The 25,079-nt window shown below is 60.6% G+C and carries 28 protein-coding genes; 13 read left to right on the top strand and 15 right to left on the bottom strand.

The features are described 5' to 3' along the window. Positions 1-2 precede the first annotated feature (2 nt). Genes KW837_RS14525 through KW837_RS14510 form a run of 4 tightly spaced genes read right to left on the bottom strand, consistent with a single transcriptional unit; the run spans position 3 to position 3,568 of the window. The gene (locus tag KW837_RS14525; protein WP_218396696.1) at positions 3-755 is read right to left on the bottom strand and encodes an N-formylglutamate amidohydrolase; all 753 of its coding nucleotides are present in this window, start codon (positions 753-755) and stop codon (positions 3-5) included. Then, positions 739-2,070: a glutamine synthetase family protein gene (locus KW837_RS14520; protein ID WP_218396693.1), complete on the bottom strand. Its 1,332-nt coding sequence runs from the start codon at positions 2,068-2,070 to the stop codon at positions 739-741. Before KW837_RS14520 ends, KW837_RS14525 begins: the two co-directional genes overlap by 17 nt. After that, positions 2,067-2,711: an isochorismatase family cysteine hydrolase gene (locus KW837_RS14515; protein WP_008073253.1), complete on the bottom strand. Its 645-nt coding sequence runs from the start codon at positions 2,709-2,711 to the stop codon at positions 2,067-2,069. Before KW837_RS14515 ends, KW837_RS14520 begins: the two co-directional genes overlap by 4 nt. A 2-nt stretch (positions 2,712-2,713) precedes the next feature. Next, the gene (locus KW837_RS14510) at positions 2,714-3,568 is read right to left on the bottom strand and encodes a MurR/RpiR family transcriptional regulator (RefSeq protein WP_218396691.1); all 855 of its coding nucleotides are present in this window, start codon (positions 3,566-3,568) and stop codon (positions 2,714-2,716) included. Between the two features lie 504 nt (positions 3,569-4,072). Here KW837_RS14510 and KW837_RS14505 point away from each other — a divergent pair. Together KW837_RS14505 and cobF are read left to right on the top strand one after the other, a co-directional pair. Continuing rightward, positions 4,073-4,645 (top strand): histidine phosphatase family protein, encoded by a 573-nt coding sequence (locus tag KW837_RS14505; RefSeq protein WP_218396689.1) that lies wholly within the window; start codon positions 4,073-4,075, stop codon positions 4,643-4,645. Next, positions 4,645-5,400, top strand: a complete 756-nt coding sequence (gene cobF, locus KW837_RS14500; RefSeq protein WP_218396687.1) for a precorrin-6A synthase (deacetylating) — start codon at positions 4,645-4,647, stop codon at positions 5,398-5,400. The genes KW837_RS14505 and cobF overlap by 1 nt, the downstream gene beginning before the upstream one ends. Positions 5,401-5,514: 114 nt before the next feature. On the opposite strand, the gene ftrA is transcribed toward cobF, so the two are convergent. Next, entirely contained in the window at positions 5,515-6,489 is a 975-nt protein-coding gene (gene ftrA / locus KW837_RS14495) for a transcriptional regulator FtrA (protein ID WP_218396685.1), read from the bottom strand. A 101-nt stretch (positions 6,490-6,590) separates the two neighbouring features. Here ftrA and KW837_RS14490 point away from each other — a divergent pair, with 101 nt between their 5' ends. After that, positions 6,591-7,025, top strand: a complete 435-nt coding sequence (locus KW837_RS14490; RefSeq protein WP_218396683.1) for a rhodanese-like domain-containing protein — start codon at positions 6,591-6,593, stop codon at positions 7,023-7,025. Positions 7,026-7,143: 118 nt separating this feature from the next. Here KW837_RS14490 and KW837_RS14485 read toward each other — a convergent pair whose 3' ends face one another. Then, positions 7,144-7,785 carry a type 1 glutamine amidotransferase gene (locus KW837_RS14485; RefSeq protein WP_192343468.1) on the bottom strand — a complete coding sequence of 214 codons (642 nt, stop codon included), beginning with the start codon at positions 7,783-7,785 and terminating at the stop codon, positions 7,144-7,146. A gap of 322 nt (positions 7,786-8,107) precedes the next feature. On the opposite strand from KW837_RS14485, the gene KW837_RS14480 reads away from it, so the two are divergent. Then, positions 8,108-8,887, top strand: a complete 780-nt coding sequence (locus KW837_RS14480) for an ABC transporter substrate-binding protein (RefSeq protein ID WP_218396681.1) — start codon at positions 8,108-8,110, stop codon at positions 8,885-8,887. A 187-nt stretch (positions 8,888-9,074) separates the two neighbouring features. Beyond that, the gene (locus KW837_RS14475) at positions 9,075-9,791 is read left to right on the top strand and encodes an alpha/beta hydrolase (protein WP_218396679.1); all 717 of its coding nucleotides are present in this window, start codon (positions 9,075-9,077) and stop codon (positions 9,789-9,791) included. 11 nt (positions 9,792-9,802) lie between these two features. On the opposite strand, the gene KW837_RS14470 is transcribed toward KW837_RS14475, so the two are convergent. After that, complete coding sequence (locus KW837_RS14470) at positions 9,803-10,390, bottom strand: hypothetical protein (protein ID WP_218396677.1); 588 nt, start codon at positions 10,388-10,390, stop codon at positions 9,803-9,805. A gap of 373 nt (positions 10,391-10,763) precedes the next feature. Between KW837_RS14470 and KW837_RS14465 the strand changes: the two genes are divergently transcribed. Further along, a complete protein-coding gene (locus tag KW837_RS14465; protein ID WP_123499659.1) occupies positions 10,764-11,021 on the top strand; it encodes a hypothetical protein in 258 nt (85 codons plus the stop codon). Positions 11,022-11,111: 90 nt separating this feature from the next. On the opposite strand, the gene KW837_RS14460 is transcribed toward KW837_RS14465, so the two are convergent. Both KW837_RS14460 and KW837_RS14455 read right to left on the bottom strand, forming a co-directional pair. Continuing rightward, entirely contained in the window at positions 11,112-11,909 is a 798-nt protein-coding gene (locus tag KW837_RS14460; protein WP_123499657.1) for a hypothetical protein, read from the bottom strand. A 202-nt stretch (positions 11,910-12,111) separates the two neighbouring features. Next, positions 12,112-13,014: a LysR family transcriptional regulator gene (locus tag KW837_RS14455; RefSeq protein WP_218396675.1), complete on the bottom strand. Its 903-nt coding sequence runs from the start codon at positions 13,012-13,014 to the stop codon at positions 12,112-12,114. Positions 13,015-13,124: 110 nt separating this feature from the next. On the opposite strand from KW837_RS14455, the gene KW837_RS14450 reads away from it, so the two are divergent. Beyond that, positions 13,125-13,727 (top strand): NADPH-dependent F420 reductase, encoded by a 603-nt coding sequence (locus tag KW837_RS14450; RefSeq protein WP_192343476.1) that lies wholly within the window; start codon positions 13,125-13,127, stop codon positions 13,725-13,727. 118 nt (positions 13,728-13,845) lie between these two features. On the opposite strand, the gene KW837_RS14445 is transcribed toward KW837_RS14450, so the two are convergent. The 3 genes from KW837_RS14445 to KW837_RS14435 are packed head-to-tail and all read right to left on the bottom strand — an operon-like array spanning position 13,846 to position 16,436. Further along, entirely contained in the window at positions 13,846-15,024 is a 1,179-nt protein-coding gene (locus tag KW837_RS14445; RefSeq protein ID WP_218396673.1) for an acetyl-CoA C-acetyltransferase, read from the bottom strand. Positions 15,025-15,035: 11 nt separating this feature from the next. Next, positions 15,036-15,701 carry a CoA transferase subunit B gene (locus KW837_RS14440; RefSeq protein ID WP_123499651.1) on the bottom strand — a complete coding sequence of 222 codons (666 nt, stop codon included), beginning with the start codon at positions 15,699-15,701 and terminating at the stop codon, positions 15,036-15,038. Between the two features lie 36 nt (positions 15,702-15,737). Beyond that, positions 15,738-16,436 (bottom strand): CoA transferase subunit A, encoded by a 699-nt coding sequence (locus tag KW837_RS14435; RefSeq protein ID WP_007896014.1) that lies wholly within the window; start codon positions 16,434-16,436, stop codon positions 15,738-15,740. A gap of 179 nt (positions 16,437-16,615) precedes the next feature. Here KW837_RS14435 and KW837_RS14430 point away from each other — a divergent pair, with 179 nt between their 5' ends. Further along, positions 16,616-17,515 carry a LysR family transcriptional regulator gene (locus KW837_RS14430; protein WP_192343478.1) on the top strand — a complete coding sequence of 300 codons (900 nt, stop codon included), beginning with the start codon at positions 16,616-16,618 and terminating at the stop codon, positions 17,513-17,515. A gap of 144 nt (positions 17,516-17,659) precedes the next feature. Here the strand turns inward: KW837_RS14430 and KW837_RS14425 are convergent, their stop codons facing one another. Continuing rightward, positions 17,660-18,706 carry a class I SAM-dependent methyltransferase gene (locus KW837_RS14425; RefSeq protein ID WP_032830528.1) on the bottom strand — a complete coding sequence of 349 codons (1,047 nt, stop codon included), beginning with the start codon at positions 18,704-18,706 and terminating at the stop codon, positions 17,660-17,662. Between the two features lie 297 nt (positions 18,707-19,003). On the opposite strand from KW837_RS14425, the gene KW837_RS14420 reads away from it, so the two are divergent. Next, complete coding sequence (locus KW837_RS14420; RefSeq protein ID WP_218396671.1) at positions 19,004-19,843, top strand: DUF692 domain-containing protein; 840 nt, start codon at positions 19,004-19,006, stop codon at positions 19,841-19,843. Continuing rightward, positions 19,836-20,600 carry a putative DNA-binding domain-containing protein gene (locus KW837_RS14415; RefSeq protein ID WP_218396669.1) on the top strand — a complete coding sequence of 255 codons (765 nt, stop codon included), beginning with the start codon at positions 19,836-19,838 and terminating at the stop codon, positions 20,598-20,600. The genes KW837_RS14420 and KW837_RS14415 overlap by 8 nt, the downstream gene beginning before the upstream one ends. A 109-nt stretch (positions 20,601-20,709) precedes the next feature. On the opposite strand, the gene KW837_RS14410 is transcribed toward KW837_RS14415, so the two are convergent. Continuing rightward, the gene (locus tag KW837_RS14410) at positions 20,710-22,020 is read right to left on the bottom strand and encodes an ATP-binding protein (protein WP_218396667.1); all 1,311 of its coding nucleotides are present in this window, start codon (positions 22,018-22,020) and stop codon (positions 20,710-20,712) included. Beyond that, on the bottom strand, positions 22,017-22,757 hold the full coding sequence (locus KW837_RS14405) for a response regulator (protein ID WP_007896007.1): 741 nt from the start codon (positions 22,755-22,757) through the stop codon (positions 22,017-22,019). The genes KW837_RS14410 and KW837_RS14405 overlap by 4 nt, the downstream gene beginning before the upstream one ends. Positions 22,758-23,062: 305 nt before the next feature. Here KW837_RS14405 and KW837_RS14400 point away from each other — a divergent pair, with 305 nt between their 5' ends. The 3 genes from KW837_RS14400 (at position 23,063) to KW837_RS14390 (ending at position 24,978) form a co-directional block, all read left to right on the top strand. Then, on the top strand, positions 23,063-23,326 hold the full coding sequence (locus tag KW837_RS14400) for a DUF2790 domain-containing protein (protein ID WP_218396664.1): 264 nt from the start codon (positions 23,063-23,065) through the stop codon (positions 23,324-23,326). A gap of 48 nt (positions 23,327-23,374) precedes the next feature. After that, positions 23,375-23,596, top strand: coding sequence for a hypothetical protein (locus KW837_RS14395; protein ID WP_218396663.1), 222 nt, complete (start codon positions 23,375-23,377; stop codon positions 23,594-23,596). Between the two features lie 170 nt (positions 23,597-23,766). Next, on the top strand, positions 23,767-24,978 hold the full coding sequence (locus KW837_RS14390) for a cytochrome c biogenesis protein DipZ (RefSeq protein ID WP_218396660.1): 1,212 nt from the start codon (positions 23,767-23,769) through the stop codon (positions 24,976-24,978). The last annotated feature ends 101 nt before the right edge of the window (positions 24,979-25,079 follow it).

The following is a 25,079-nucleotide window of genomic DNA, read 5'->3' as shown; positions in this document are numbered from 1 at the left end:
CTCTACAGCAGTGGCGCCAGATAATCGGTCCAGCGACCGATGTTTTCGGGTGTGCGCAGCAGATCGTTGCGCACCTCGATCAACACCGACTCCAGCCCTCGTGCATCGCCGTGAACCGGCACGGTCATGTCGCCCAGCGGATCGACTTTGTAAGGCTGATTGCCGGCGACTTTCAAGGGATGCCGACTCAACCCGTCGATCACTCGCTGGGCGTACTCCCCAGCCTGCCCGTACAACACGCCGACTTCCAGCGGTCGCGGCTGGCCGTAATATATCGGCGTGAAACTGTGAATCCCCACCACGCGAACCGGTCGACCTTGCGCCACACGGGCGTCGATCAAGGTTTGCAGGCGTGCATGAAAGGGCTTGAACAGGCAGTGTCGGCGATAATCGCGGGTGGCCTCGTCCAGATCCCGATTGCCCGGCACCTGATAAATTTCGCTCTGCAATGGAATGCTGTCCGGCGCATGGCGCGGGCGGTTGAGGTCGATCAACAGCCGTGAATAGTTGGCCGCTAACAGGGTCGCGCCCAGTGCTTCGGACAAGCCCTCGGCCAGCGCTAGGGCGCCGATGTCCCAGGCGATGTGTTCGCGGGCGGCTTCATGGCTCAAGCCCAGGTCATTCAACCCGGCCGGGATAAAACGACTGGCGTGTTCACACACCAAAATCAGCGGGTGCTGGGAGGCTTCCCGGCTCAGGGTATACGCGGGCTGGGTATAGAGGCCCAGTTCGGCGGATTCAGTACAGGCGCGCATAGTGCTCACAAAGTTCGGCGGGCGAGAGCTGTTCCGTCAGTCTCAGTTCCTCGGTTTTAAGGGCGAAGTAGGTGTCCAGCAACGCGCTCGGCAGGGCTTCGATCAGCGCCTCGCTGTTGCGCAGGCATTCCAGGGCCTGGGACAGGGACGCGGGCAGGGCGACGATGCCGCGGGCCTGGCGTTGCTCTTCGTTCAGGGAATCGGGGACTTCATCGGTGATCGCGTTCAGGGCCAGGCGCTGCTCGATGCCCAGGCGCCCGGCGATCAGCAACGCGGCCATGGCCAGATGCGGCGAGGCGGTGGCGTCCATGGCGCGAAATTCCAGGTTGTACTGCGCCGCCACGGCTTTGCCGCCCAGGCTCACGGTCGGGCAAATCCGCAGCGCCGCTTCGCGGTTGCGTTGGCCGAGGCAGGCGTAGGAAGCGCTCCAGTGATGAGGCTGCAAGCGTTCGTAGGACACCGGTGTCGGCGCGGTAAAGGCGCAGAGCGCCGGCAAATAATGCAGAACGCCGGCGGCCCAATGCTGGCCGAGGGTCGACAGACAGTTGGTGGTGCCAGCGTCGTACATCACCGGGTGGCCGGTGAGATCCTGCAGGCTCACGTGCAAATGCACGCCATTGCACACCGCCTGCGCGGAAGTCTTGGGCGCGAAACTCAGGTCCAGGCCCATTTGCCGGGCGATCTCACGGGTGATCTCACGCACGTTCACCGCGCGGTCGGCGGCGGCGACGCCGAGGGCCGGGCGGCAGGTGATTTCGTATTGGTGCTTGCCGTATTCCGGCAGGAACATCTCCGGCTCCACACCGCCGGCACGCAGTGCGCTGAGCAACCAGCCGCCGAACTCGGCGCCCTGGCGCTGCGCCTCAAGAGAGAACGCCAGATGCTCAGCCGCGCCGTTGCCGAGGTTGAATTCATGTTCGAACGCGGCGTTGATCTTCAGTCCCAATTCGCTGCGATAACGCTCCACCTCGTTGCGCAACAACGTACGCGGGCAGGCGCCCCACGGGCGGCCATCGGTTTCGCGAATGTCGCCGTGAATGAAGTCCAGCGCCGGGGCATTGGCGTCCGGGCCGTTGTTGACGGTCACGCGGCTGCTCATGTCGGGGATCAGCCGCAAGTCGCCATAAGCACCCCATGGATTGCTGGAGGCAATAATGTCTTGCGGGGTCAGGGCGCTGTTGGCCGGCACCCAGCCGCAGCCCGCCACTTGATAGGCCTCGAGTTCGTCGGTGGGAAAGGAACGGCCGCGCGTCACGCCGATCAGGTCGGTGGTGACAATGGTGGTCATGGGTAACGGCGACAGGCGAGCGCTCATGGCTGCATCTCCTGCAACCGGCCGAGCACGGTCCGGGTGTCGGTGATCCAGCAGTAGCCCTTGATGGCGTTCAGGCAGGCGTAATGCCGTTGTTCGGTGTAGGTGGCGCAAGCATCTTCGACCAGCGTCACCAGGTAACCGCGGTCGGCGGCGTCACGCACGGCCATGTCGACGCACTGGTCGGTGACGATGCCGGCGATGATCAAGTGTCGGGTTTCCAGGTTGCGCAGCACATAGTCGATGTTGGTGGAGTTGAAGACCCCGGAAGAGGTCTTGGGCAGCACGATTTCGTTTTCGATCGGCGTCAGGTCATCGATGATTCGCGCTTGCGGGCTGCCCTTGGGCAGGTGCATGTCCGAGAGTTTGTGATCCAGCGAACGATCGCGACCATCGGCGGTGAGGCTTTCGATGAGCGTGTGCAGCACGTTTTGTCGTGCATTACGAAAGGCACTGAGCAGCCGGCGTTGATTGGGCACCACTTGCATGTGGGCGCGGGTCAGAAAGTATTCGGCATCCGGCCCGTTGAGGTGCGCGTCGAACTGCGGCTCAAGCCAGGCACGCTGCATGTCCACCAGCAACAGTGCGGTGTGGTCGGTGGCAAACGGCAAATCCCGGGGCGAGTGGTGGGGGAGCGTGAACATCCTTATTTATCCTCCAGCAGGTGAGTGTCGAAGTCGTTCCGCAGGGCATCGATGCCTTCCAGGCGATCGGCCAGATCGGGGCTGCGCAGTGACAGGCAGGCAACCAGTGCTTCAACCTGAGCCAGCGCCGGAACCATCGAGTCGAAGGCCGACGCCGATTCCACCGGTGCGCTGATGATCAGGTCGGCCATTTCTCGTAGCGGTGACGCGTAGATGTCGCTGAACAGCACGACCCGCGCATGTTGGCTCTTCGCCGCATTGGCGACCCGCAGGGCTTGGGACTGGTAGCGGCGATAATCGAACACCAGCACCACGTCCTGACGCTGCACGTCGAACAGCCGGTCCGGCAATTGCGCGTTGTCTTCCAGGGCAAAACAGCCGGGCCGCAGCAGGCGCAGATGGTTGAGTAAATAGTTGGCGAGGAAACTGCTGAAGCGGCCGCCGAAGCAATGGACCTGATGGCGGGTGTCGAGCAGCCATTCCACCAGAATTCGTACATCTTCGGGTTGGGTCAGCGCCTGGGTCTCGACCAATGCCTGATGGCTGTTCGCCAGATAGTGGCTCCAGGGGTCATCTTTTTTGAGATGGGAGCGGGGTTGCAACAGGGTACTGGGGGAGCGCAAGCGGTCATCCATGTCGCTGAGCAAGGCTTCCTGAAAGTCAGCATAACCGCTGAAACCAAGCTTCTTTACCAGCCGCACGATGGTTGGGTCGCTGACACCGGCATGTTCGGCCAGACGTGACATCGGGCCCAGCCCGTTACGCGGGTACTGATCCAGCAAGGCACGTATGACTTTGCGTTCCGACGGCGTAAGTTCCAGGCCGGGATCGGTGATCAGGTCTCTGAGAGAGGGCATCCGGGCTCCTGCTGGATGGGTGTGTCTGTTTTGTTTCATAAATTGCTAAAACAGTATTTGTGTAACGTGTGCTACATGTCTAGTGAATTTTTCCGAGGATTTTAAACGCCCAAAAATGGAGCGAAAACCCTCGTGCGCCGCGGGCTACATGGATGTCGACTGGCTTTGTAGGACATCGCCCATGGTTGTGTGAGACATCGCCTGGAGACTGTAGGAGCTGTCGAGCCTGCGAGGCTGCGAGGCTGCGATCGGCTGCGAAGCAGTCGTAAAACCAGAAGTCGCGGTGTGTCAGGCAGACCGCGTCAGCCGATTCACGACTGCTGCGCAGCCGATCGCAGCCTCGCAGCCTCGCAGGCTCGACAGCTCCTACAGGGCCGAACGCAGCCTCGCAGGCTCGGCAGCTGCTACGAGGAATGCGTTCAGAGTGCGCGCTTCTTGCGGCACAATGACTCGATTGTTCGCGGCGTCGTGCCGTTTTCCATCCTATAGACAGAGTGATCTTCCGTGCAGGCGACCCGCTTGACCCTGATGTGCCACGCTCGAACCGTCGCACAAAAATTGGCGCGTTTTCCTACGAATGAGCCGTTGGAAATGGATTGGCAATCGGCGAAGGGTTCGCGTTGCCGCCAGTTCAAGGGCACCCCCCGTTTGCTCTGTGGCCCGGAACTGCGGACCCGGCAAACCGCTGAGCTGTTTGGCGATGATGTGGAGATTGTCACGGCACTGGCAGATTGCGATTTCGGACGCTGGAAAGGCACGTCGATCGACGACCTGCAAACCTCCGAACCCGAGATGCTCCAGGCCTGGCTCAATGACCCGACCTCGGCACCCCACGGTGGAGAATCGGTGGCGCAACTCGGTGAACGGGTGGCTGCGTGGTTGAATAGCCTTGAGGCGACGCCGGGGCATATCGTTGCCATCACCCATCCTTTTGTCATCCGCGCCGCACTGATGCAGGTGTTGCAAGGCGCGGCGTTCAACCAGATCGACGTCGAACCGTTGTCAGCCATCGAGTTGCGGTTCAACGGTTGCTGGCGGCTACGTTTGTTGGGCACGGACCCAGAGGGAACACATTGATGAAAAAACTTCTAGTCATCGGAGTCGGCGCCGGCAACCCCGACTACATCACGATGCAGGCGGTGAAGGCGCTGAACCGCGTCGATGTGTTTTTCCTCATGGACAAGGGCCAGAGCAAAGACAAACTGATCGACCTGCGCCGCGAGCTCTGTGAGCGCTACATCACCGATCACGACTACCGCTTCGTTGAAGCCCACAGCCCTGAGCGGGAGCGCGGGGATGTGGACTACAAGGCCAGCGTCGAAGATCTGAACCGCGCCAAGCAGCAGACCTTCGAGCGGTTGATCAACGAGGAAATGACTGACGATCAGTGCGGCGGTTTTCTGGTGTGGGGCGATCCTGCGTTGTACGACAGTACCATCCGGATTCTGCAGGCGATTCTGGCGTCAGGCCGATGTGTGTTCGAGTTCGAAGTCATCCCCGGGATCAGCAGCGTGCAGGCGTTGGCGGCGCAACATAAGGTGCCGCTGAATTGCATCGGGCGCTCGATTGAAATCACCACCGGCCGGCGGTTGGCGGCGGGGCAGGTGAGTGACGCCGACAGCCTGGTGGTGATGCTGGATGCACAAGATGCCTACCATCACGTGGCCGATCAGGAGACGGAGATTTACTGGGGGGCTTACCTGGGGACGCCGGATGAAATTTTGATCAGCGGCAAGCTCAAGGATGTCGCCGATGAGATTGAACGGGTGCGTAAGGCGGCGCGGCTGGCGCATGGGTGGATTATGGATACTTATCTGTTGCGCAAGCCTTGAGATAATGGGTGTCTGGGGTGACGCCTTCGCGGGCAAGCCTCGCTCCTACATTGGATCTGTGGCAAGACTACTGTAGGAGCGAGGCTTGCCCGCGAAGAGGCCCTCAAACACACCTCAAATTATTGCTTTAACCTCTCGCCCAAACCGCTCCCGATACACCGACGGCGGCACGCCGACCACACTGCGAAACGCCACGCGGAAACTCTCCACCGAACGATAACCGCAGTGCTGGGCAATCTGCTCGGTGTTCTGGCGGGTGCTCTCCAACAATTCGCGGGCCCGGGCCAGGCGCTCATGCTGCAACCAGGCCTTGGGCGGCATTCCGCTGGCTTCGGTGAACCGCCGCAGGAATGTGCGTTCACTCATGGCCGCTTCGCTGGCCAGGTCGCGAACTTCCAGCGGTTCGTGCAGACGTTCCCGCGCCCACTGCATGACCCGCGACAGATCGCTGCGGGGCGTCGGGCTGACCGGTGACGGAATGAACTGCGCCTGGCCGCCGGTGCGTTGCGGCGACATCACTAAGCGCCGCGCCACCGAGTTGGCCACCTGAGTGCCGAAATCCCGCGCGACCAGGTGCAGGCAGGCATCAATGCCGGCGGCGCTGCCGGCCGAGGTGATCAATTGGCCGGAATCGACATACAGCACGTCCGGGTCCACCTGTATGTCCGGAAAACGCTCGGCCAGTTCAGCGGTGTAGCGCCAATGCGTCGTGGCGCCGTGACCGTCGAGCAAACCGGTGGCCGCCAGTACGAATACCCCGGAACAGATCGACAGCAATCGCGCGCCCCGGGCATGGGCCTGGCGCAGGGCGGCGAGCAAGGGTTCAGGCACCGCCGCGCTGCGGTCGCGCCAACCAGGGATGATGATAGTCCGCGCCTCTTCCAGCAGTTCCATCCCGCCGTCGGCCAGCACCTGAATGCCGCCCATGGCACGCATCGGCCCTTGGTCGACGGCAACGATTCGATGCTCATACCAAGGGAAATCGAACTCCGGTCGCGCCAGGCCAAAGATCTCCACGGCAATACCGAATTCGAAAGTGCAGAGGCCGTCATAGGCCAGAATCGCGACCAATCCAGGGGTGGGCTGCATTTGGCGGAAAATTCCCGGTGAGTGTCTTGTGCGCCACTGTAGCGACAAGCGCGGGGCAGATAAAGTCTTCCCACACCCACCGTGACTTTGGAGTACAGCCCATGCCCAGCCTGGTTCGCGAAATTCCCGCCGCCCCATCTGCCATCGCCCTGATGCATTTCAGCAACCGTCTGACCTTCGAGACCGATTGTTCCGACGTCTACGGCAGCCAACAGGCTGGCGAGGTGGATTTTGTCCTGGTCGACGTGCGCGGACCGTTGGCGTTCGAACGCGGACATGTGGCAGGCTCGATCAACATCCCGGGGCGGCTGATCACGGCTGACGGCTTGGCGGGTTATTCGACATCCACGCTGTTCGTGGTCTATTGCGCAGGGCCCCACTGCAACGGCGCCAACAAGGCCGCGGTGAAACTGGCGGCGCTGGGTTACCCGGTCAAGGAGATGATCGGCGGGGTGACGGGGTGGCTGGATGAAGGGTTTGAATTGAGTGTTTCGGTGCAACGGCCAGTCAGTACCGTGATCGGCTGCGAATGTTGATGTAGCCGAAAAGATCGCAGGCTTCGCCAGCTCCTACATTGATCGAGGACACCGGTGAAATCACGGCAGTACGTCTTCTTCAAGGAGCTGCCGAAGGCTGCGATCTTTTGATCTTGATTCAAACCGCTGTCCGCGCCGCCCACCATTGGTCGAGCGTCCCCTGCAACCAGTCATTGACGGCTGCATAGGCGGCGCTGTCCTGTGACTCCCGAGGCAACGGCGATTCCTCGGCAAAGTGCTCATTGAGAGTCGCCACCGATTCAGCATTCCACTCCGGGTGGAACTGCAACCCCACCCGAGTCGCCCCGACGCGGTACATCTGCTGCTCACACACGTCACTGCTGGCCAGCAATTGCGCATCCGCTGGCAGATCGATCGCGTCTTCGTGCCATTCCAGCACCTTCAGCGTCTGGCCATCCGCAAAGGTCACGGTCGTCCAGCCAGTTTCGGTGCGAGCCATGCGCCGCACATTCCCACCCAGGCTCAACGCCAGCAATTGCGCGCCCAGACAAATCGCAAACACCGCCGCGCCCTGAGCCAGACTCCCCGCCAGCCACTGACGCTCCGCTTCCAGCCACGTCGGCCCGGCGTTGGATTCATAAGGCCCGCCCAACAGGATCGCGGGTGCCGCGCTCACCGGCGGCAACTGGCTGAGGTCGGCGCGAAACACGTTCAGCGTAATGCCACGGGCCCGAGCCCATTCGGCAATGGCGCCAGGACCTTCGGCAGGATGGTGCTGGATCAGGTTCAATGCGGGCATCACGCTTCTCTTTCGGGGATGGGGTGGCGGGATCAATGTGCCGTAAAAAAAGCTTCATCACCAGCGCGACTGTTCAATCGGATCACGCCCGAAACCTTGTAGGTTTTGTCTGAAACAAAGGATTGTCCTACAGCCCTTGCACCACCTTGGCGCACGCTTCAAGTGCCTTGAATCCCGCGGCTTTTTTTCTATAAGTATTTGTCGCTTAAACACAATTTGCCCTCCTGAAGCCGCTCTAGACTGCCGGCCACTTCGGTCTTCACTAACCGAAAGTTGCCAATCGAAAGCTGCCAATAGAAGCCTCCGCACACAGGAGTTATAAATGAAGAAGCGAGTGATGTTCGGTGCCCTGGCACTGTCGATGTTGTCCCTGACCGCCGTGGCCGAAGACGCCAAGCCGATTCGCCTCGGTATCGAAGCCGGCTACCCGCCATTCTCGATGAAAACCCCGGACGGCAAACTCACCGGTTTCGACGTGGACATCGGCGATGCGTTGTGTGAGCAGATGAAGGTGAAATGCACCTGGGTCGAGCAAGAGTTCGATGGCCTGATCCCGGCCCTGAAGGTCAAGAAAATCGACGCGATCCTGTCGTCCATGACCATCACCGACGATCGCAAGAAGAACGTCGATTTCACCATCAAGTACTACCACACCCCGGCGCGCTTCGTGATGAAGGAAGGCACCGACGTCAAGGATCCGCTGACCGAGCTCAAAGGCAAGAAAGTCGGTGTGTTGCGCGCCAGCACCCACGACCGTTTCGCCACGGAAGTGCTGGTACCGGCCGGCATCAACCTGGTGCGTTACGGTTCCCAGCAGGAAGCCAACCTGGACATGGTCGCCGGTCGCCTCGACGCGATGCTGGCCGACTCGGTCAACCTGGACGAAGGTTTCCTGAAAACCGACGCCGGTAAAGGCTTTGCCTTCGTAGGCCCGACCTATGAAGACGCCAAGTACTTCGGCGGCGGTGCCGGCATCGCCGTGCGCAAGGGTGATAAAGAGCTGGCGGACAAATTCAACACTGCCATCACCGAAATCCGCGCCAACGGCAAGTACAAGCAAGTGCAGGACAAGTACTTCAACTTTGACGTTTACGGCCATTAATACGCCGTAGAAAAAAGTGGCCACTGTTGACGCGGTGGCCACTTTTTTTATGCTCTCACTATTGAGATGAGAAACCTGTGGGAGCGAGCCTGCTCGCGATGGCGGCTTCAGCAACACCTGAAATGCCCCAGCATGCTTCACAGTGTTAGGCTTTGCCCCGAATCCTGCGCGCTGTGAAGGAAGGTTTATGTTGAAGTTGCTCGCTCTGCTCACGCTCCTGGCGTCCACCGCCGTCCACGCTCAAACCCCACTGCACACCGATCTGCCGCTCAAGTACCTGGAGCAGGCCGACTCTGAATCCCGCAACCAACCCTTGGTGATTTTCCTGCACGGTTACGGCAGTAACGAGCAGGACCTGTTCGACATCAAGGATCAATTGCCGCCCCAGTACAACTACCTGTCGGTGCGGGCGCCGATGACGTTGGAGGAGGGCAGTTACCAGTGGTTTCGCCAGAAGGGCGAGGGCGCCTACGACGGTGAGACGGCCGACCTGAAGGCCAGCGGCCAGGTGTTGAGGGATTTTGTCGCACAAGCGGCGAAGAAATATCACACCGAAGCGGACAAGGTATTCCTGGTGGGTTTCAGCCAGGGCGCGATGATTTCCTACGAGGTCGCGTTGCGTCATCCCGACGCAGTGGGTGGAATTGCGGCACTGAGCGGGCGAATTCTGCCGGTGCTCAAGTCCGAGCTCAAACCGTATGAAAAGCGCCAGCAGCTGGCGATTTTCATCGGTCATGGCACCGCCGACACACTCCTGCCCTACAACGACGGTACTGAGGCCGACAGCCTGTTGCAGCACCTGTCACTCAAGCCCGAGTTTCATGCCTATCCGGGTGTCGGTCACAGCATCAGCGCCACCGAGGTGAAGGATTTGAGCGCCTGGTTGCAGCGGCTCAATCCCTGAATCGGTCGGGTTTATTTGCCGCTGACGATTTGTTTCACCAGCGTTTCGTGGCCAGTTTTGTCGTTGGGGCGGGAAATGATCTGAACGATGGCCATGCGCGTGCCGGAAGCAGCCATCAACGTGCTGTCCAGCGTCATGCCGCCGCCCTGGGTGGCGGTGCTGTCGATCTGCCGAAGGCCCAGGCCCGTGCCTTTCTGGGTCAGGCTTTTTTCGCTGGTTTTGTTGAAATCCGGCAAGGCGTTGCGTTGCTCGGTGGCGAACGCGGACACGGTGGTGTCGAGGAATTCACCGTCGTTGTCCTTGACGTTGACGCCGCCGGGGATGGTGTTTTCAGCGGCGATCACCACGGTTTTGGTGGCCTGGTTGGTGTACATCGTACCCGTCGCCCCAGCAGTGCCGGTGGCCGCATCGCCGGCTGGCAGCGGGTTGGCGATGAAACCCTTGGGCAGGGTGAAGGTGAACTTGCCGCCGAGCATCGAGACCTTCTGGGCCGGCGCTTTGTCGCCGGCAGTGGCCTTGGCCGCCTGCACATTCAAGGCACCCAGGCTGGTAGCCGCCATCAGCAGCAGAACAACGGCTTTTTTACTCAACAATGACATTCAAACTCTCCTGGGGATGATCCGCGCTTTGACGGCGATCATCCCATGGATTGCGATCTGTAGCAGCCGCCGCAGGTTGAGTCTGTGGTGTAGCAGCTGTCGAGCCTGCGAGGCTGCGTTCGACTGCGCAGCAGTCGCAAACCTGTGCGCGCGATATACCTGAAAGACCGCGGTGCCTGATTTCACGACTGCTTCGCAGCCGAACGCAGGCTTCGCCAGCTGCTACACAGTGTGTGATCACACTGTGGCGAGATGCGGCGATCATCGTCGCCGTTCGTCGAAACTGTTATTTCTAACAGGTGTGCAACGCTTTGAGGCAGAGAAGAATGGGCTTGAAACTTATCGGTTGTCGATAAGTCAGGGAGTGATAGATATGAGCGCCAGTTTCCAAGAAAGGATTGCTGCCATACAGTTTAAAGGGACTGAAGACGGAAAGGGTAGTGCCACGCTTGTCGTCTGTTACAAAGAGGACGGCAAGTGGGTGGAGCTTGCTAGGGTGGAGTCCGATCGATATGAGATCCGGCCGCCTTATCCATTTAAAGGTTTGCTGCTCAATCCGCCGAAAGCGATTTTGAGTGACCTAGAGAAGATCGAGGTACATCACGCGGATCAGTACCCACCCCAGAGCTAAACCAGTTCTAACTCAAAGTTTCTGCACATTTGCCCGGAAGCCATTTCTGGGCAACCTTTTCATTAAAAATCCCGGACGGACAGCCAGGGCTTAGCCATCCATTCTCTGCAACTTTCGTGATCGTTCCTCATCGTTTTTTGATCGCAAGAGCAAGCGCTTCGTAATCATCAACATCCCCAGCGAAACCCCGACCCCCAACACAAAGCCCATCCAGCCAAATCTCGGCAACGCCAAAGCCAACACCAGACAAAACGCCGCAAACGAATACATCCCCGTCGCCGTCGCCCTGAGCAACACCGCAGTAAAAGCAGGCCCACGAGTCTGCTGGGAAAACACCGCCATCACACTGCCTAGCACCGGGAATACCGCGAGCAACCCGCTCCAGCGTTCGCCGACGGTGCTGGCCAGCAACGTCACAGCCAATGTGAGCAGGGCGCCGGCCATCATGCGCAGCAGCAGTTTGTCGGACTTCGGCGTCGGGCCTGAAACGATAGGTTGCACCGAGGGAAACAGGTACGGAGCGGCCAGTAATGCGGTGGCGGCCGCGATTACCGAGAACACCAGAGACGGCGGAATCAGCGACAGCACAATAGCCGCCAAGGCCCAGACCAACAGCGAAATCGTCAGCGCCCACGGCCAGCTCAAGCGTTGTGCAACCTGGGCGTAAGTCACGCAGAAGGCAATCATGGCGAACATTGCCGACAGCGCCGCCGTCGCGGCCTGAGCAGCGAACAGCTGGCCCTGCTCAATGGCGAGGAAGAACAGAATCGGCCCCACCACCACCGGCAACCCCGACAGCCAACCGGCCACGCTTGGGCCCCAGCGTTTTCCAGCCAGGGAAATCATCAACAGAAATCCCGGAATCACCAGCAGTTTGAGCATCAGCACCCACGCGTCTCCATTCGGTGTGAGCCGGCCACGTTAGCATTGCGGGCGATGGATTGCTCAGCGTGGTCTCTGAGTCGGGAGGTGTCTTGCCTGCCCGGGCCTCTTCGCGAGCAAGCCCGCTCCCACATTGGAACTGTGCCGATCACAAAATTTGTGATCAACCTCGATCAACTGTGGGAGCGGGCTTGCTCGCGAAGAACGATTACGCGGTCTCCCGCCCAAACGCCTCGACCAGATAATCGATAAACACCCGGGTCTTGGCCGGCATCAACGTGCGGCTCGGGTAATACAACGAGATCGGCCCCGCGTCGGCATGCCAGCCCGGCAACAAGCGCACCAGTTCACCTCGCTCAATATTGACGGCGACATCGGGCAACACCAGCAGCGTTACTCCGAGGCCGAGCAGGGCCGCTTCACGCATGGCGGCCGGGTCATTGAGCACGATGTTTTCACTGAGCTCGGCACTTGCTTCATTGCCCGCGCCATCGCGCATGACCCAGTGACGCACTCGCCCGGTGCGCACGCCGCGCATCACAATCCCGTTGTATCGCGCCAGATCCGTCGGGCTGTCGGGCGGCGTGCGTCCGGCCATGTATGCCGGTGAAGCCACTGCGACCACATGTGCCGCAGCCAACGTCCGCGAGATGACCCCGGGCGTCAGTTCGAAACCACCACCGATAGCTGCGTCATACCCTTCGGCAATCAGGTCCACCTGGCGGTTTTCGAAGTGCCATTCGGGGCGAATCAGCGGATAGCGCGCCAGAAAATCCGGCAACAATGGCAATACATGGCCGATGCCAAAAGTCGGCGCCAGGCTAACTTTGAGTACGCCCGCCGGCTCGCCTTGGTCACTGCTCACCGCACTGATCGCCGCCTGCAACGCGTGCAGATTGCCGCTGATACTCGCCAGAAAACTCTCCCCGGCTTCGGTCAGTGACAACTTGCGGGTCGAGCGCTGGAATAGCCGCACACCGATGTTGCGTTCGAGCATCGCCACGTTGCGGCTGACAGCGGCGGGTGTCAGTGCGAGCAGCCGTGCGGCGGCGGAGAAGCTGCCGGTTTCGGCGCTGCGCACGAAAGATTCAAGGTTGGCGAGGGTTTCCATCTCAGACACCTGATAGTAATGCTTGAAGATAATTCAAGTTATTACCGTCTAATCAAGTCGTAATGGCAAGTGCAGTATTCACTCCATCAACCCACCACGGAGTGAACACCATGAGCACAATCGGAATCATCGGCGCTGGCGCCATCGGCACAGCCTTCGCCAAAGCGTTATCCCGTCAGGGCATTGAAATCGTTATCGCCAACAGCCGCGGTCCGCAAACCCTGGCCTCACTGGTAGCAGAACTCGGGCCGACAGCGCGGGCCGGCACCCGTGAAGAAGCGGCTGCACAGCCGATTGTTTTGGTGGCGGTGAATTGGTCGAAGTTACCGACGGCACTGGCCGGGCTGCCAGATTTCGGCGGGCGGATTGTGATCGATGCGAACAATTCGATCGAGGCGCCATCGTTCAAAGCGGTGGATTTGCAGGGACGTCCGTCCAGCGAAGTGTTTGCCGAATGGGTGCCCGGTGCGCGGGTGGTCAAGGCGTTCAATCACCTACAGGCGCATCTGCTTGAGAGCGATCCGAAAGCGGAGGGTGGTCGGCGGGTGCTTTTTCTCTCTGGTGACGATGCCGAGGCCAAGGCACAGGTGGCTACGTTGATCGAGCGGTTGGGGTTCTTTGGAATCGATCTGGGCGAACTGAGTGTCGGGGCGCGGCTGGTGCAGTTTCCGGGTGGACCTTTGCCTGCGTTGAATCTGGTGAAATTCGCCTGAGGGCCAGAGACCATAACCTGTAGGAGCGAGGCTTGCCCGCGAAGAACGATAACTCGGTGCAACAGATAAACTGCGTCATCGTTCTTCGCGGGCAAGCCTCGCTCCTACAAGGATGTAATTAGCGCTCGACCGCCAGTGCTACGCCTTGGCCTCCGCCGATGCATAACGTCGCCAGACCTTTTTTGGCGTCCTGCTTGATCATTTCATGCAACAACGTCACCAGTACCCGGCAACCTGACGCACCGATCGGATGGCCCAGGGCAATGGCGCCGCCGTTGACGTTGACCTTGTTCAGGTCCCATTCCAGGTCCTTGGCCACGGCCAGAGATTGCGCGGCGAAGGCTTCGTTGGCTTCGATCAGGTCCAGTTGACCGATGGACCAACCCGCCTTGTCCAGGCAACGGCGAGTGGCCGACACCGGGCCGATGCCCATGATCGCCGGGTCGACGCCCGCGTTGGCGTAAGCGGCGATTTTTGCCAGCACTGGCAGCCCCAACGCTTTGGCTTTCTCCGCACTCATCAAGATCACCGCCGCAGCACCGTCGTTCAGCGAAGAAGCGTTGCCGGCTGTCACCGAACCGTCCTTCTTGAAGGCCGCTTTCAGTTTGCCCAGTGAGTCGGCGGTGGTGCCGGCCCGAGGCTGTTCATCGGTGGCGAAGGACAGCGGATCGCCCTTGCGCTGCGGGATCAGGATCGGCGTGATCTCATCGGCAAACCGTCCGGCTTCGATGGCGGCCACAGCTTTTTGCTGGGAGGCGGCAGCGAAGGCGTCCTGTTGCTCACGGGTCAGGCTGTATTTCTCGGCCAGATTCTCGGCGGTGATGCCCATGTGGTAATCGTTGAACGCATCCCACAAACCGTCGCTGATCATCGTGTCGACGATCTGCGCGTGACCCATACGCAAACCGGTGCGGGCGCCCGGCATGACGTAATTGGCCAGGCTCATGTTTTCCTGGCCACCGGCGATGATCACTTCGGCATCGCCGCAGCGAATTGCCTGAGCCGCCAGATGCAGCGCTTTCAGGCCCGAGCCGCAGACTTTGTTCAGGGTCATGGCCGGCACGGCGAAGGGCAGGCCGGCCTTGATCGCGGCCTGACGCGCAGGGTTCTGCCCGGCGCCAGCTGTCAGCACCTGGCCCATGATCACTTCATCGACCTGCGCCGGGTCCAGCCCGGTCTGCGCCAGCAACTGGCGGATCACCGCAGCACCGAGGTCAACGGCGGACACATTGGCCAGCGCCCCCTGGAAGCTGCCGATGGCAGTGCGAGTGGCGCCAACAATTACGACTTCTTGCATGGAAGGATTCCTCACTGGGCAGTGAACTGCATTTCCGGGACATGATCAGGCACGATCAGTTTACCAGCGGTCTTGGCGACGATTTCTTCGACGCTGACGCCCGGTGCGCGCTCTTTGAGAATGAACGCACCGTCCTTGATTTCCAGGTAGGCCAGGTCGGTCAGCACGCGCTTGATGCAACCGGCGCCGGTCAGCGGCAGGCTGCAACGCGACAGCAGTTTCGACTCGCCGTCCTTGGAGGCGTGGGTCATGGTGACGATGATGTTGTCCGCACCGGCCACCAGGTCCATCGCGCCGCCCATGCCCTTGACCAGTTTGCCGGGGATCATCCAGGAGGCGATGTTGCCTTCGACGTCCACTTCAAACGCGCCCAACACGGTCAGGTCGATGTGGCCGCCGCGGATCATCGCGAACGATTCGGCGGACGAGAAAATCGACGCGCCGATGCGCGCGGTCACGGTTTGCTTGCCGGCGTTGATCATGTCGGCGTCGACTTCGGCGTCGGTCGGAAAGGCGCCCATGCCGAGCAGGCCGTTTTCCGATTGCAGCATGACTTCCATGCCTTCAGGGATGTAGTTGGCGACCAGGGTCGGGATGCCGATGCCGAGGTTCACGTAGTAGCCGTCCTGCATTTCGCGGGCGACGCGTTGAGCCATTTGTTCGCGGGAAAGTGCCATTGTTGTTATTCCTTCATTCGGTCCGGGGGCAGGGGATCACTTACGCACAGTGCGCTGTTCGATGCGCTTCTCGAACGTGCCGCAAATGACCCGGTCGACGTAGATGCCAGGGGTGTGGATCTGCGACGGGTCCAGCTCGCCGGGTTCGACGATTTCTTCGACTTCGACCACGGTGATCTTGCCGGCGGTGGCGGCCAGCGGGTTGAAGTTCTGGGCGGTGTGGCGATAGACCACGTTACCGAAATGGTCGGCTTTCCAGCCTTTGACGATGGCGAAGTCACCGGTGATGGACTCTTCCATCAGGTACTGGCGACCCTTGAATTCGCGGACTTCCTTGCCGTCGGCCACCGGAGTGCCGACGCCAGTGGCGGTGAAGAACGCCGGGATGCCGGCACCGCCTGCGCGCATTTTCTCGGCGAGGGTGCCTTGAGGGGTCAGGACCACTTCGATTTCGCCGCTCAGCAGTTGCTTTTCGAACAGCGCGTTTTCGCCGACGTAGGAGGCCACCACCTTACGGATCTGCCGGTCCACCAGCAGCACACCGAGGCCGAAACCGTCGACGCCGCAGTTGTTGGAGACCACGGTGAGATCACGTGTGCCGCGGTGCTGGATCTCAGCGATGAGGTTTTCCGGAATCCCGCACAGGCCGAAGCCGCCGGAGATCACGGTCATGCCGTCTTCAAGACCTGCCATTGCTTCCTCGTAGGAATACACGCGCTTGTCGAACCCTGCCATATGCACCTCTTTTATTCTTTGTGGGCGGCTGGCTAGCCGGATGGGGAGGGAGTGTCTCGCCGGAGGATTTATTTGTTAAGTTGATTTTTAAGGTTGATTGATAGATAAAACTCACTAATAGGTAGGGGCTCCCGCAGACTGCGCCTACATTGAATGTGCTTACCGTGGAGACCGTGGTCATGACCGTCAAACAGATCCGCGCATTCCTGGCCGTGGCTCAGAGTTTGAGTTTTGCCGTGGCGTGCGAGCGGCTGCACCTGTCCCAGTCGGCGTTGAGCCTGACCATCAAGGCGCTGGAGGAGGGTTTGGGCGGGCGCCTGTTCACGCGCAATACCCGCAACGTCGCACTGACCGCCGAAGGCGAATCGCTGCTGCCACTGGCCCGTCGATTGATCGCGGACTGGGACAATGCCGAGGATGAACTGCGCCAACGCTTCACCCTCCAGCGCGGTCGCGTGACCTTGGCGGCGATGCCGTCGTTTGCCGGCAACCTGCTGCCGCCGATCCTCAAGACCTTTCGCGCGCGCTACCCCAAGGTCAACGTCACGGTGAACGACGTGATCAACGAGCAGGTGCTGGAAATGGTTCGCGACCGTCAGGTGGAATTGGGCGTGGCGTTTGAACCGACCCAGAGCTCGTCGCTGGAATTTACCCCGTTGTACATCGACCGGTTTGTGGCGGTGGTGCCCCTCGATTCACCGCTGGCGGAGCTGGCCGACATCGATTGGCAGACGTTGCTCAAGGAGCCGTTCATTACCTTGCAGCGACCATCGACGGTGCGGGTGATGCTCGAAGAGCACTTGCAGGCACGGGGCATGAAGTTGCCGGTGGAATTTGAAAGCCATCAGTTGGCAACGGTCGGGCGGATGGTCGCCAGCGGATTGGGCGTCAGTGCGGTGCCGGCCTTGTGCGCCGGGCAGATGCGCGAGCTGGGCGCCCGTTGCATAACCCTGCGCGACCCGGTGGTGGAACGGGCGATCGGGGTGCTGACGACAGGGCATGAACTGTCGGCGGCGGCGCAGGCGTTGTTCGATATTCTCAAAGCCGAAAACCTTGGCGAACGCCTCTCTATGTACTGATCACAGTCCCCTGTGGGAGCGGGCTTGCTCGCGAAGGGGCCAGCACAGTCAACATCGATGTCGCCTGGCACTACGCCTTCGCGAGCAAGCCCGCTCCCACAGGATCCGGTTTCGTCAGTTGCATCCGGGCAAACCAGCCTGCCCTTATTTACGCGCCTCCAGTATCAGGTTGAACGGCGTTTCCGTGGCCCGCCGGAACTGCGTGAACCCCGCCTCGGTGAAGACCTTGCGCAACCGTGCCTCGCCCGCCTGGGCGCCGAGCCCGAGGCCGACTTCCTGGGACAATGAGTTGGGTGTGCAAATAAAAGTCGAGGCGGCATAGAACAGTCGTCCCACTGGAGTGGTGTTGGCGTCGAGCGTGTCGTTGGCGAAGGGCTCTACCAGTAGCACCGAGCCGTCGGGTTTGAGCGATTCATAGGCGTGCTTTGCGGCGCCGACCGGGTCACCCATATCGTGCAGGCAGTCGAAATAGCAGACCAGGTCATAGTCGTCGCCCGGATAGCTCTTGGCGGTGCCCTGAAAGAACCGCGCCCGGCCGGACACGCCACCTTCTTCGGCGCGCTGGGTGGCGACGGTGACCGAAGGCGCGTGGTAATCGAAACCGACGAACCGTGAATTCGGAAACGCCTGGGCCATGATCACGGTCGAGGCGCCGTGGCCGCAGCCGATGTCCGCTACCTTGGCGCCGGCCTCCAGTTTGGCGACCACTCCATCAAGGGCCGGCAGCCATTCGCTGACCAGGTGCGCTTTGTACCCTGGGCGGAAAAACCGTTCGGTGCCGCTGAACATGCACGGATGGTGATCGCCCCAAGGCAGGGCGCCGTTGCCGCGCATGGCATTGACCAGTTTGTCCTTGTCATGGAAAAACGATGCAACCACGCCGATACCGCCGGCCACATAGACCGGTGAATCTTCGATCGCCAACGCCAGGGCTTGCTCTTCGGGCAGGCGGAACTGGCCGTCGCGGTGTTCCATGTAACCGGACGCGGCGTGGGCGCTGAGCCATTCGCGCAGCAGGCGGGTATTGCAGCCGGTCTTTTCGGCGAGTGCTTCGGGGGTGACTGGCTGACTGTCGGCCATGGCCCGGTACAGGCCGAGTTCTTCGCCGAGGATGACGTTGGCGAGCATCGCCGCGCCACCCATGTCGTTCACCAGTTTGCCCATGAAATCATTGAGTCTGGCCTCGTCCATCATGTGTGCTCCTTCAGCAGGATCAGGGTCCAGAGGCATTGTTTGTCGAGGCATGCACCTTTGGGCGGTGATCGTGGGAATGAACAGGACGATAACGGCGTCCTGGCCCCCTGCGGGGGTAATCAATAAGTCTAGTTCGTGTATCCCACTGTATCTGACTGCCTGTCCGATACAGTGGCCTGAGAAGAGCGGCGTTGGTGAACACACACCCGACACACCACGGCGCTTGACTGGGCCCGCCGGCCGGCACTGAGTTTTCAGACGCTGGAGACCGGATCCCTGGATGAGATCGACACCATGCAGACTCCCCTCACATCAGCGAAGACGAGCGTCGGGCTAGGCTTGCGCCGCGGTTTAATGAAGGACCTTCAAGCGGCCCCGGTGGGCGCTTTCGACTTTCTGGAAGTCGCCCCGGAAAACTGGATCGGCATCGGCGGCGCTCATGGCGCGACGTTTCGCGCCTTGACCGAGCGCTATCCGCTGTCCTGTCACGGCTTGTCCTTGTCGTTGGGCGGGCCGGCACCGCTGGACGTCGGGTTTCTGCAGGAGGTGCGGGTTTTCCTCGATCACCACAAAGTGCCGCTGTACAGCGAACACCTGAGCTACTGCAGCGATGACGGGCATCTTTACGATCTGCTGCCGTTGCCGTTTACCGAAGAAGCGGTGCATCACGTTGCCGCCCGAATTCGCCAGGCACAGGACATTCTCGGTCGGCGCCTGGCGGTGGAAAACGTCTCCTACTACGCCGCGCCGCAGCAGGACATGGACGAACTGACGTTCACCAACGCGGTGCTGCGCGAAGCCGATTGCGACCTGCTGCTGGACGTCAACAATGTCTACGTCAACTCGATCAATCACGGCTTCGATCCGCAGACGTTTCTGGCGGGCATCGACGCGGGGAGGGTGGTTGCCATGCATGTGGCGGGGCACTTTGATGAGTCCGACACGCTGAAAATCGACACCCATGGCGCCTCGGTCAAACCGGTGGTCTGGTCGCTGCTGGCCGAGGCGTATGCGCGGTTCGGTGTGCAACCGACGCTGCTGGAACGGGATTTCAACTTTCCGGCGTTCTCTGAGTTGGTGGCTGAATTACAGATCATTCGCCGCCTGCAAGGTAAGGGGGTGAACCGTGGATAAGCCGACGCTGTATCAGCAGCAAGACACATTGACCCGCTACCTGCGCGACCCCGACCACTGTGCACCGCCCGCCGGGATGGACGTGGCACGGGCGCAGGTTTATCGCGACCTGGTGTTTTCGAATCTATCGTCGTTGCTCAGTGCGACTTTTCCGGTGCTGGTGAAGATATTGGGTCACGGTGAGTGGAGTTCTCTGGTGCGGATCTTCCTGCGAGACTACCGCGCTCACACGCCAAAATTCGGCGAGATCGCCCAGGAGTTTGTCGAGTTTCTGGCCTCTGAACCGCTGGCGCTGAGCGATGGACCGTGGCCGCCATTCATGGTTGAGCTGGCGCATTACGAGTGGGTCGAGATGGCACTGCAACAATCCGAAGCCGAGCCATTGCCGGCCAGCGATGCCGGGTTGCTGCTGGATCGACCGTTGCAGGTTTCGCCGCTGGCCTGGCCATTGGCGTATGGCTGGCCGGTGCAGTTGGTGGGGCCAGATTACCGGCCGGACACGCCGCCAGTTCAGCCGACATTGCTGTTGGTTCGTCGGGGCGAGGACTGGGGGGTACGGTTTTCCGAACTGAGCCCGTTGGCGTGGCGGTTGTTGCAGCGGATCGGGGAATTTCCTCGGCTCGATGGCCGGGCGCAGCTGGAAGGGTTGGCGGTGGAGGCGGGGATGGTTGGGGCGTCGGAATTCATGGACAGTGGGTTGGCGTTGTTGCAGCAGATGCACGGGGAAGGGGTTCTGGGAACGATCAAACACCACTGATCCAATGTGGGAGCGGGCTTGCTCGCGAAAGCGGTGTGTCATTCAACATTGATGCTGGCTGACCCGACGCCTTCGCGAGCAAGCCCGCTCCCACAGGGATTCGTGGTGTTTAGTGAGGTGTCGGCAACCTGAGCTCCGCACACAACCCACCGCCCTCGCGATTGCTCAATTTCAATGACCCGCCAATCGCGATGGCCAACTGCTGCGCAATCGCCAACCCCAAACCGGTCCCTCCCGTACTGCGATTACGCGAGTTCTCCACGCGGTAGAACGGTTCCATCACCTGTGCCAATTGCCCTTCGGCAATCCCCGGCCCACGGTCCATCACTTTCACCGACAAGCTGCCATCGGCCTGCGTTTCCACCGACAGCTCTGCGGTGCCGGCGAATTTCAGCGCGTTGTCTATCAGGTTCACCAGCCCCCGTCGCAAGGCATGCGGCCGGGTGTTGATCACGGCTGCGCTTTTGCCGTTGAGCTGCACGTCTTTGCCCATGTCCTGATAGTCGAATACCAGGCTGTCGAGGAACGAATCCAGATCAGTGCGGCGACTTTCCTCGGTGGCACCATGAATGCTGCGGGCATAGGCCACGCCTTCGCGCACCAGGTGTTCCATCTCGCCGAGGTCGTTCCACAGTTTGTCTTTCTCGCTGGAGTCATCCATGAACTCGGCGCGCAGTTTCATGCGGGTGATCGGGGTTTGCAGGTCGTGGGAAATTGCCGCCAACAACTGCATGCGTTCCTTGAGATAAGCCGCAATGCGCGCCTGCATCGCATTGAAGGCCCGCGCAGCGTAGGCGACTTCGGTCGGGCCTTTTTCATCCAGGTGCACGGCGTGGGTGTTGGGGTCGAGGGTTTCCACCGCTTGGGCGAGGCGGGTGAGCGGGCGAATGGCGATTCTCACGGCCAGCCAGGTGCAGGTAATCATCAGCGCCAGTTGCCCCAGCAACACCGCCGGCAACCACGGCGACAACGGCACCATCGACGGTCGCACGTCGATAGTGACAGGGCTGCCGTCCTTCAGTTTCAGGTGGGCCTGGAAGTGTTTTTTCGGGCCGGGGATGTCGGTAAAGGTCAGCGGGTAATCATGGCCGATGGCGTCCTGAATCGAGGTCACTGCAATCGACACATCGCGAGCCGCCATCGGTGTGCCCGGCGAGCCTTCATTCAACAGATAGTTGTAGTTGGCGCGTTCCAGACGCGGTAGCCAGTTCGGGCGTTCGTCGGCGGGCAAACGGTCGAGGATGGCCAGGGAGGTCGAAACATCGGTTTCCAGGTTGCCCAACATGGTGTTTTTCGCACTTTCGTAACGCTCGTAGTACTGAGCGCCAAAGGACAGCGCTTGGGCGAGGATCAGGCCGACCAGGAAAATCAGCGACAGCCGCGAAGCCAGCGTGCGGGGCCAGTGCAGCGCAAGGTTCATGACGGCGCACCGAGCACTTCCACCGGCAGGGAGAACACATAACCTTCACTGCGCACGGTCTTGATGTAGGCCGGTTCCCGGGCGTCGTCCAGCAGACGCTGACGCAAGCGGCTCACCAGCAAATCGATGGAACGGTCGAACAAATCGGCATCGCGGCCCTGGGTCAGGTTAAGCAACTGGTCGCGATTGAGCACCCGTTGAGGATGATCGAGGAACACCCGCAGCAAACGATATTCCGCACCGCTGAGGGCGACCATGGTGCCGTCCTCATCCAGCAGATGCCGGGCCGAGGTGTCCAGGCGCCAGCGACCGAATGCCAGCAGGCGACCGCTTTCGGTGATCACCAGGTTCGGCGGCAGCATCCGCGTGCGTCGTAGCACGGCGTTGATGCGGGCGAGCAATTCACGAGCGGCGAACGGTTTGACCAGGTAATCGTCGGCGCCCATTTCCAGGCCAATGATGCGGTCGGTTTCATCGTTGCGAGCGGTGAGCATCAGCACCGGCGTGGCCTTGTGTTTGCCGGCGCGAAGTTCGCGGCAGAGGACCAGGCCATCGTCCCCCGGCATCATGATGTCGAGCACGATCAAATCCACCGGTGTGGACTCCAGAAACGAGCGCATCTGCCGCCCATCCGCCACCACGGTGGTGCGCAGGCCGTTCTTTTTCAGGTAGTTGCCTACCAGTTCCCGGATTTCGCGGTCATCGTCCACGATGAGAATGTGATCGACGTGTTCCATGGTGACCAAGCCTCTTGAATGGGAGTTGTCGCGCAGTCTATCGAGCCTTGGCCCGCTCGCCTGCCGTCGATTGTATTGCAGTGTATCTGGCGTACCAGCAGATACACGGGGACGCAAAAACAGCCGATTTCAGGGGTTTTGTATCGCTGTGTATCGCAAGCAGGCGCGGATACACAGCGATTTACCCGCGCCTGTTCTCGACACAGACGGGATACCTCACGGGTTTCAAATAGGTTCCATCGAGGCAAACCCAACCGCCTCGGCTCAATCAACGATTGACCTATTGAAGCCTTGAGGAAATCACCATGAACACCAAAGCCGTGTACGCCGCCTGCCTGTTTGCCGCCCTGAACATCTGCACCTTGTCGGCCCGGGCCGAAGCCGATGTCACTCCTCAAACCTACACCTATGGCACGCACCTGGACATCCAGAAAGTGCTGTCGATGAAACAGGACGCCACCCCCGCCTGCGGGATTGTGAATGCCCGGATGACCTACCTGGATTCCCAAGGCAAAACCCGGGTACTGGATTACAGCAAATTCGCTGACGGCTGCAACGAAGGCAGCTGAATCCTTCGACGACCCATTGCCCATCCCCTTTGAAACAGGAAGAACATCATGAACAACATCACCCGCTTTTTCACCGCCATCGTTTTCTCCGTAGCCGGCGCCGCTGCCCATGCCAACGCGGCGGTAGAACAGAGCGGCTGTGGCAGCAGCACCTGCTTCCAACTGACTCCGCTGCTGACTGAGGATGGTTCCAGCCGCACACCGCAAGGGCAACTGGTTGCAGAGAACGGCTACAGCCAGACGCCACAGGGCCAGCAGCTAGAGGCCTGAAGCCTGCACAGATCTGTCAATTTCCGCCGTTCCAGTGTGGGAGCGGGCTTGCTCGCGAAGAGGCCAGTACATTCAACATTGATGTCGACTGACACTGCGCCTTCGCGAGCAAGCCCGCTCCCACATTGGAACGGCGGTGTATCGCCCTTCGTATTCTCAAGGTGATCCCCATGTTCCTCATCGCATTCCTGGGCGGTATTTTGACCGTCCTCAGCCCCTGCATCCTCCCGGTCGTGCCGTTTCTGTTTGCCGGTGTTAAACGCACGCGTTCTTCGATCCTGCTCACCCTCGGCGGCATGGCCCTGACCTTCGCCCTGATCTCCAGCCTGGCTGTGGTTAGCAGCGATTGGGTGATACAAGCCAACAACACCGGCCGCCATGTGGCGCTGATCGTGATGGTGCTGTTTGCCCTGTCGCTGATCTCCGCTCGCATCGGTGGCTGGCTGGCGCGCCCGTTCGTACTGCTGGGCAATCGCCTTGATCCCAACACTCGCAAAATGTCTGGCCCGTTAGGCTCGGTGATGATCGGCGTCGCCACCGGTCTGCTCTGGGCGCCGTGTGCCGGGCCGATCCTCGGGGTAATCCTCACCGGCGCCATGCTGCAAGGCGCCAACGTTCAGACCAGTCTGTTGCTGGTGGCGTACGGCCTGGGCAGCGCGTTGTCCCTGGGCACTTTGATCTTCGCCGGTCGCGGCCTGGTCAATCGCTTGAAACCGTCGATTCCGCTCACCGGTTGGCTGCGTCGCGGCACGGGGGCTGCGGTGTTGGTTGCCGCAGCGGTCATCTCCACTGGCGCTGACAACACGTTGCTCGCCAGCACCTCGTCCGAAGGCGTTACCACGGTTGAACAGCGCGTGCTGGAAACCGTACCGAAAGTGGTCGATTACTTCGTCAGCAAGGTCAAGGCCGACTCGACCCAGGACGCGGCCAAAGGCGCGATGCCGTCACTCTCTGGCGCGGTCGAATGGCTCAACTCGCCAGCGCTGAGCAACGATTCACTGCGCGGCAAAGTGGTGCTGGTGGACTTCTGGACGTACGACTGCATCAACTGCCAGCACACCTTGCCCTACGTGAAGGACTGGGCGAAGAAATACGAGAAGGACGGCCTGGTGGTGATCGGCGTACACACCCCGGAATACGGCTACGAACGCATCATCGACAACGTCCGCGAGCAGGTGAAAAAACTCGGCATTACCTACCCGGTGGCGATCGACAACAACTACGTGATCTGGCGCGCCTTCGACAACCAGTACTGGCCCGCTCACTACCTGATCGACGCCCAGGGGCAGGTGCGTTACACCCACTTTGGCGAGGGACGGTACGAGACTCAGGAACAGATGATTCGGCAACTGCTGGAAGAGGCCAAAACGCCTGCTGCATAACCCGTTTTCGGCGACGCAAGCCGATCTGTTAATGCGGCGTTACAGATAGGCGACCATGTATCGGAGAATGCCATATTTGGTGAACTCTCCGGACGATCGGC

Source organism: Pseudomonas sp. PDM24 (assembly GCF_019218905.1).
In the GTDB taxonomy this organism is placed as follows: Bacteria; Pseudomonadota; Gammaproteobacteria; order Pseudomonadales; family Pseudomonadaceae; genus Aquipseudomonas.
This window is presented reverse-complemented; position numbering and strand designations above follow the sequence as displayed.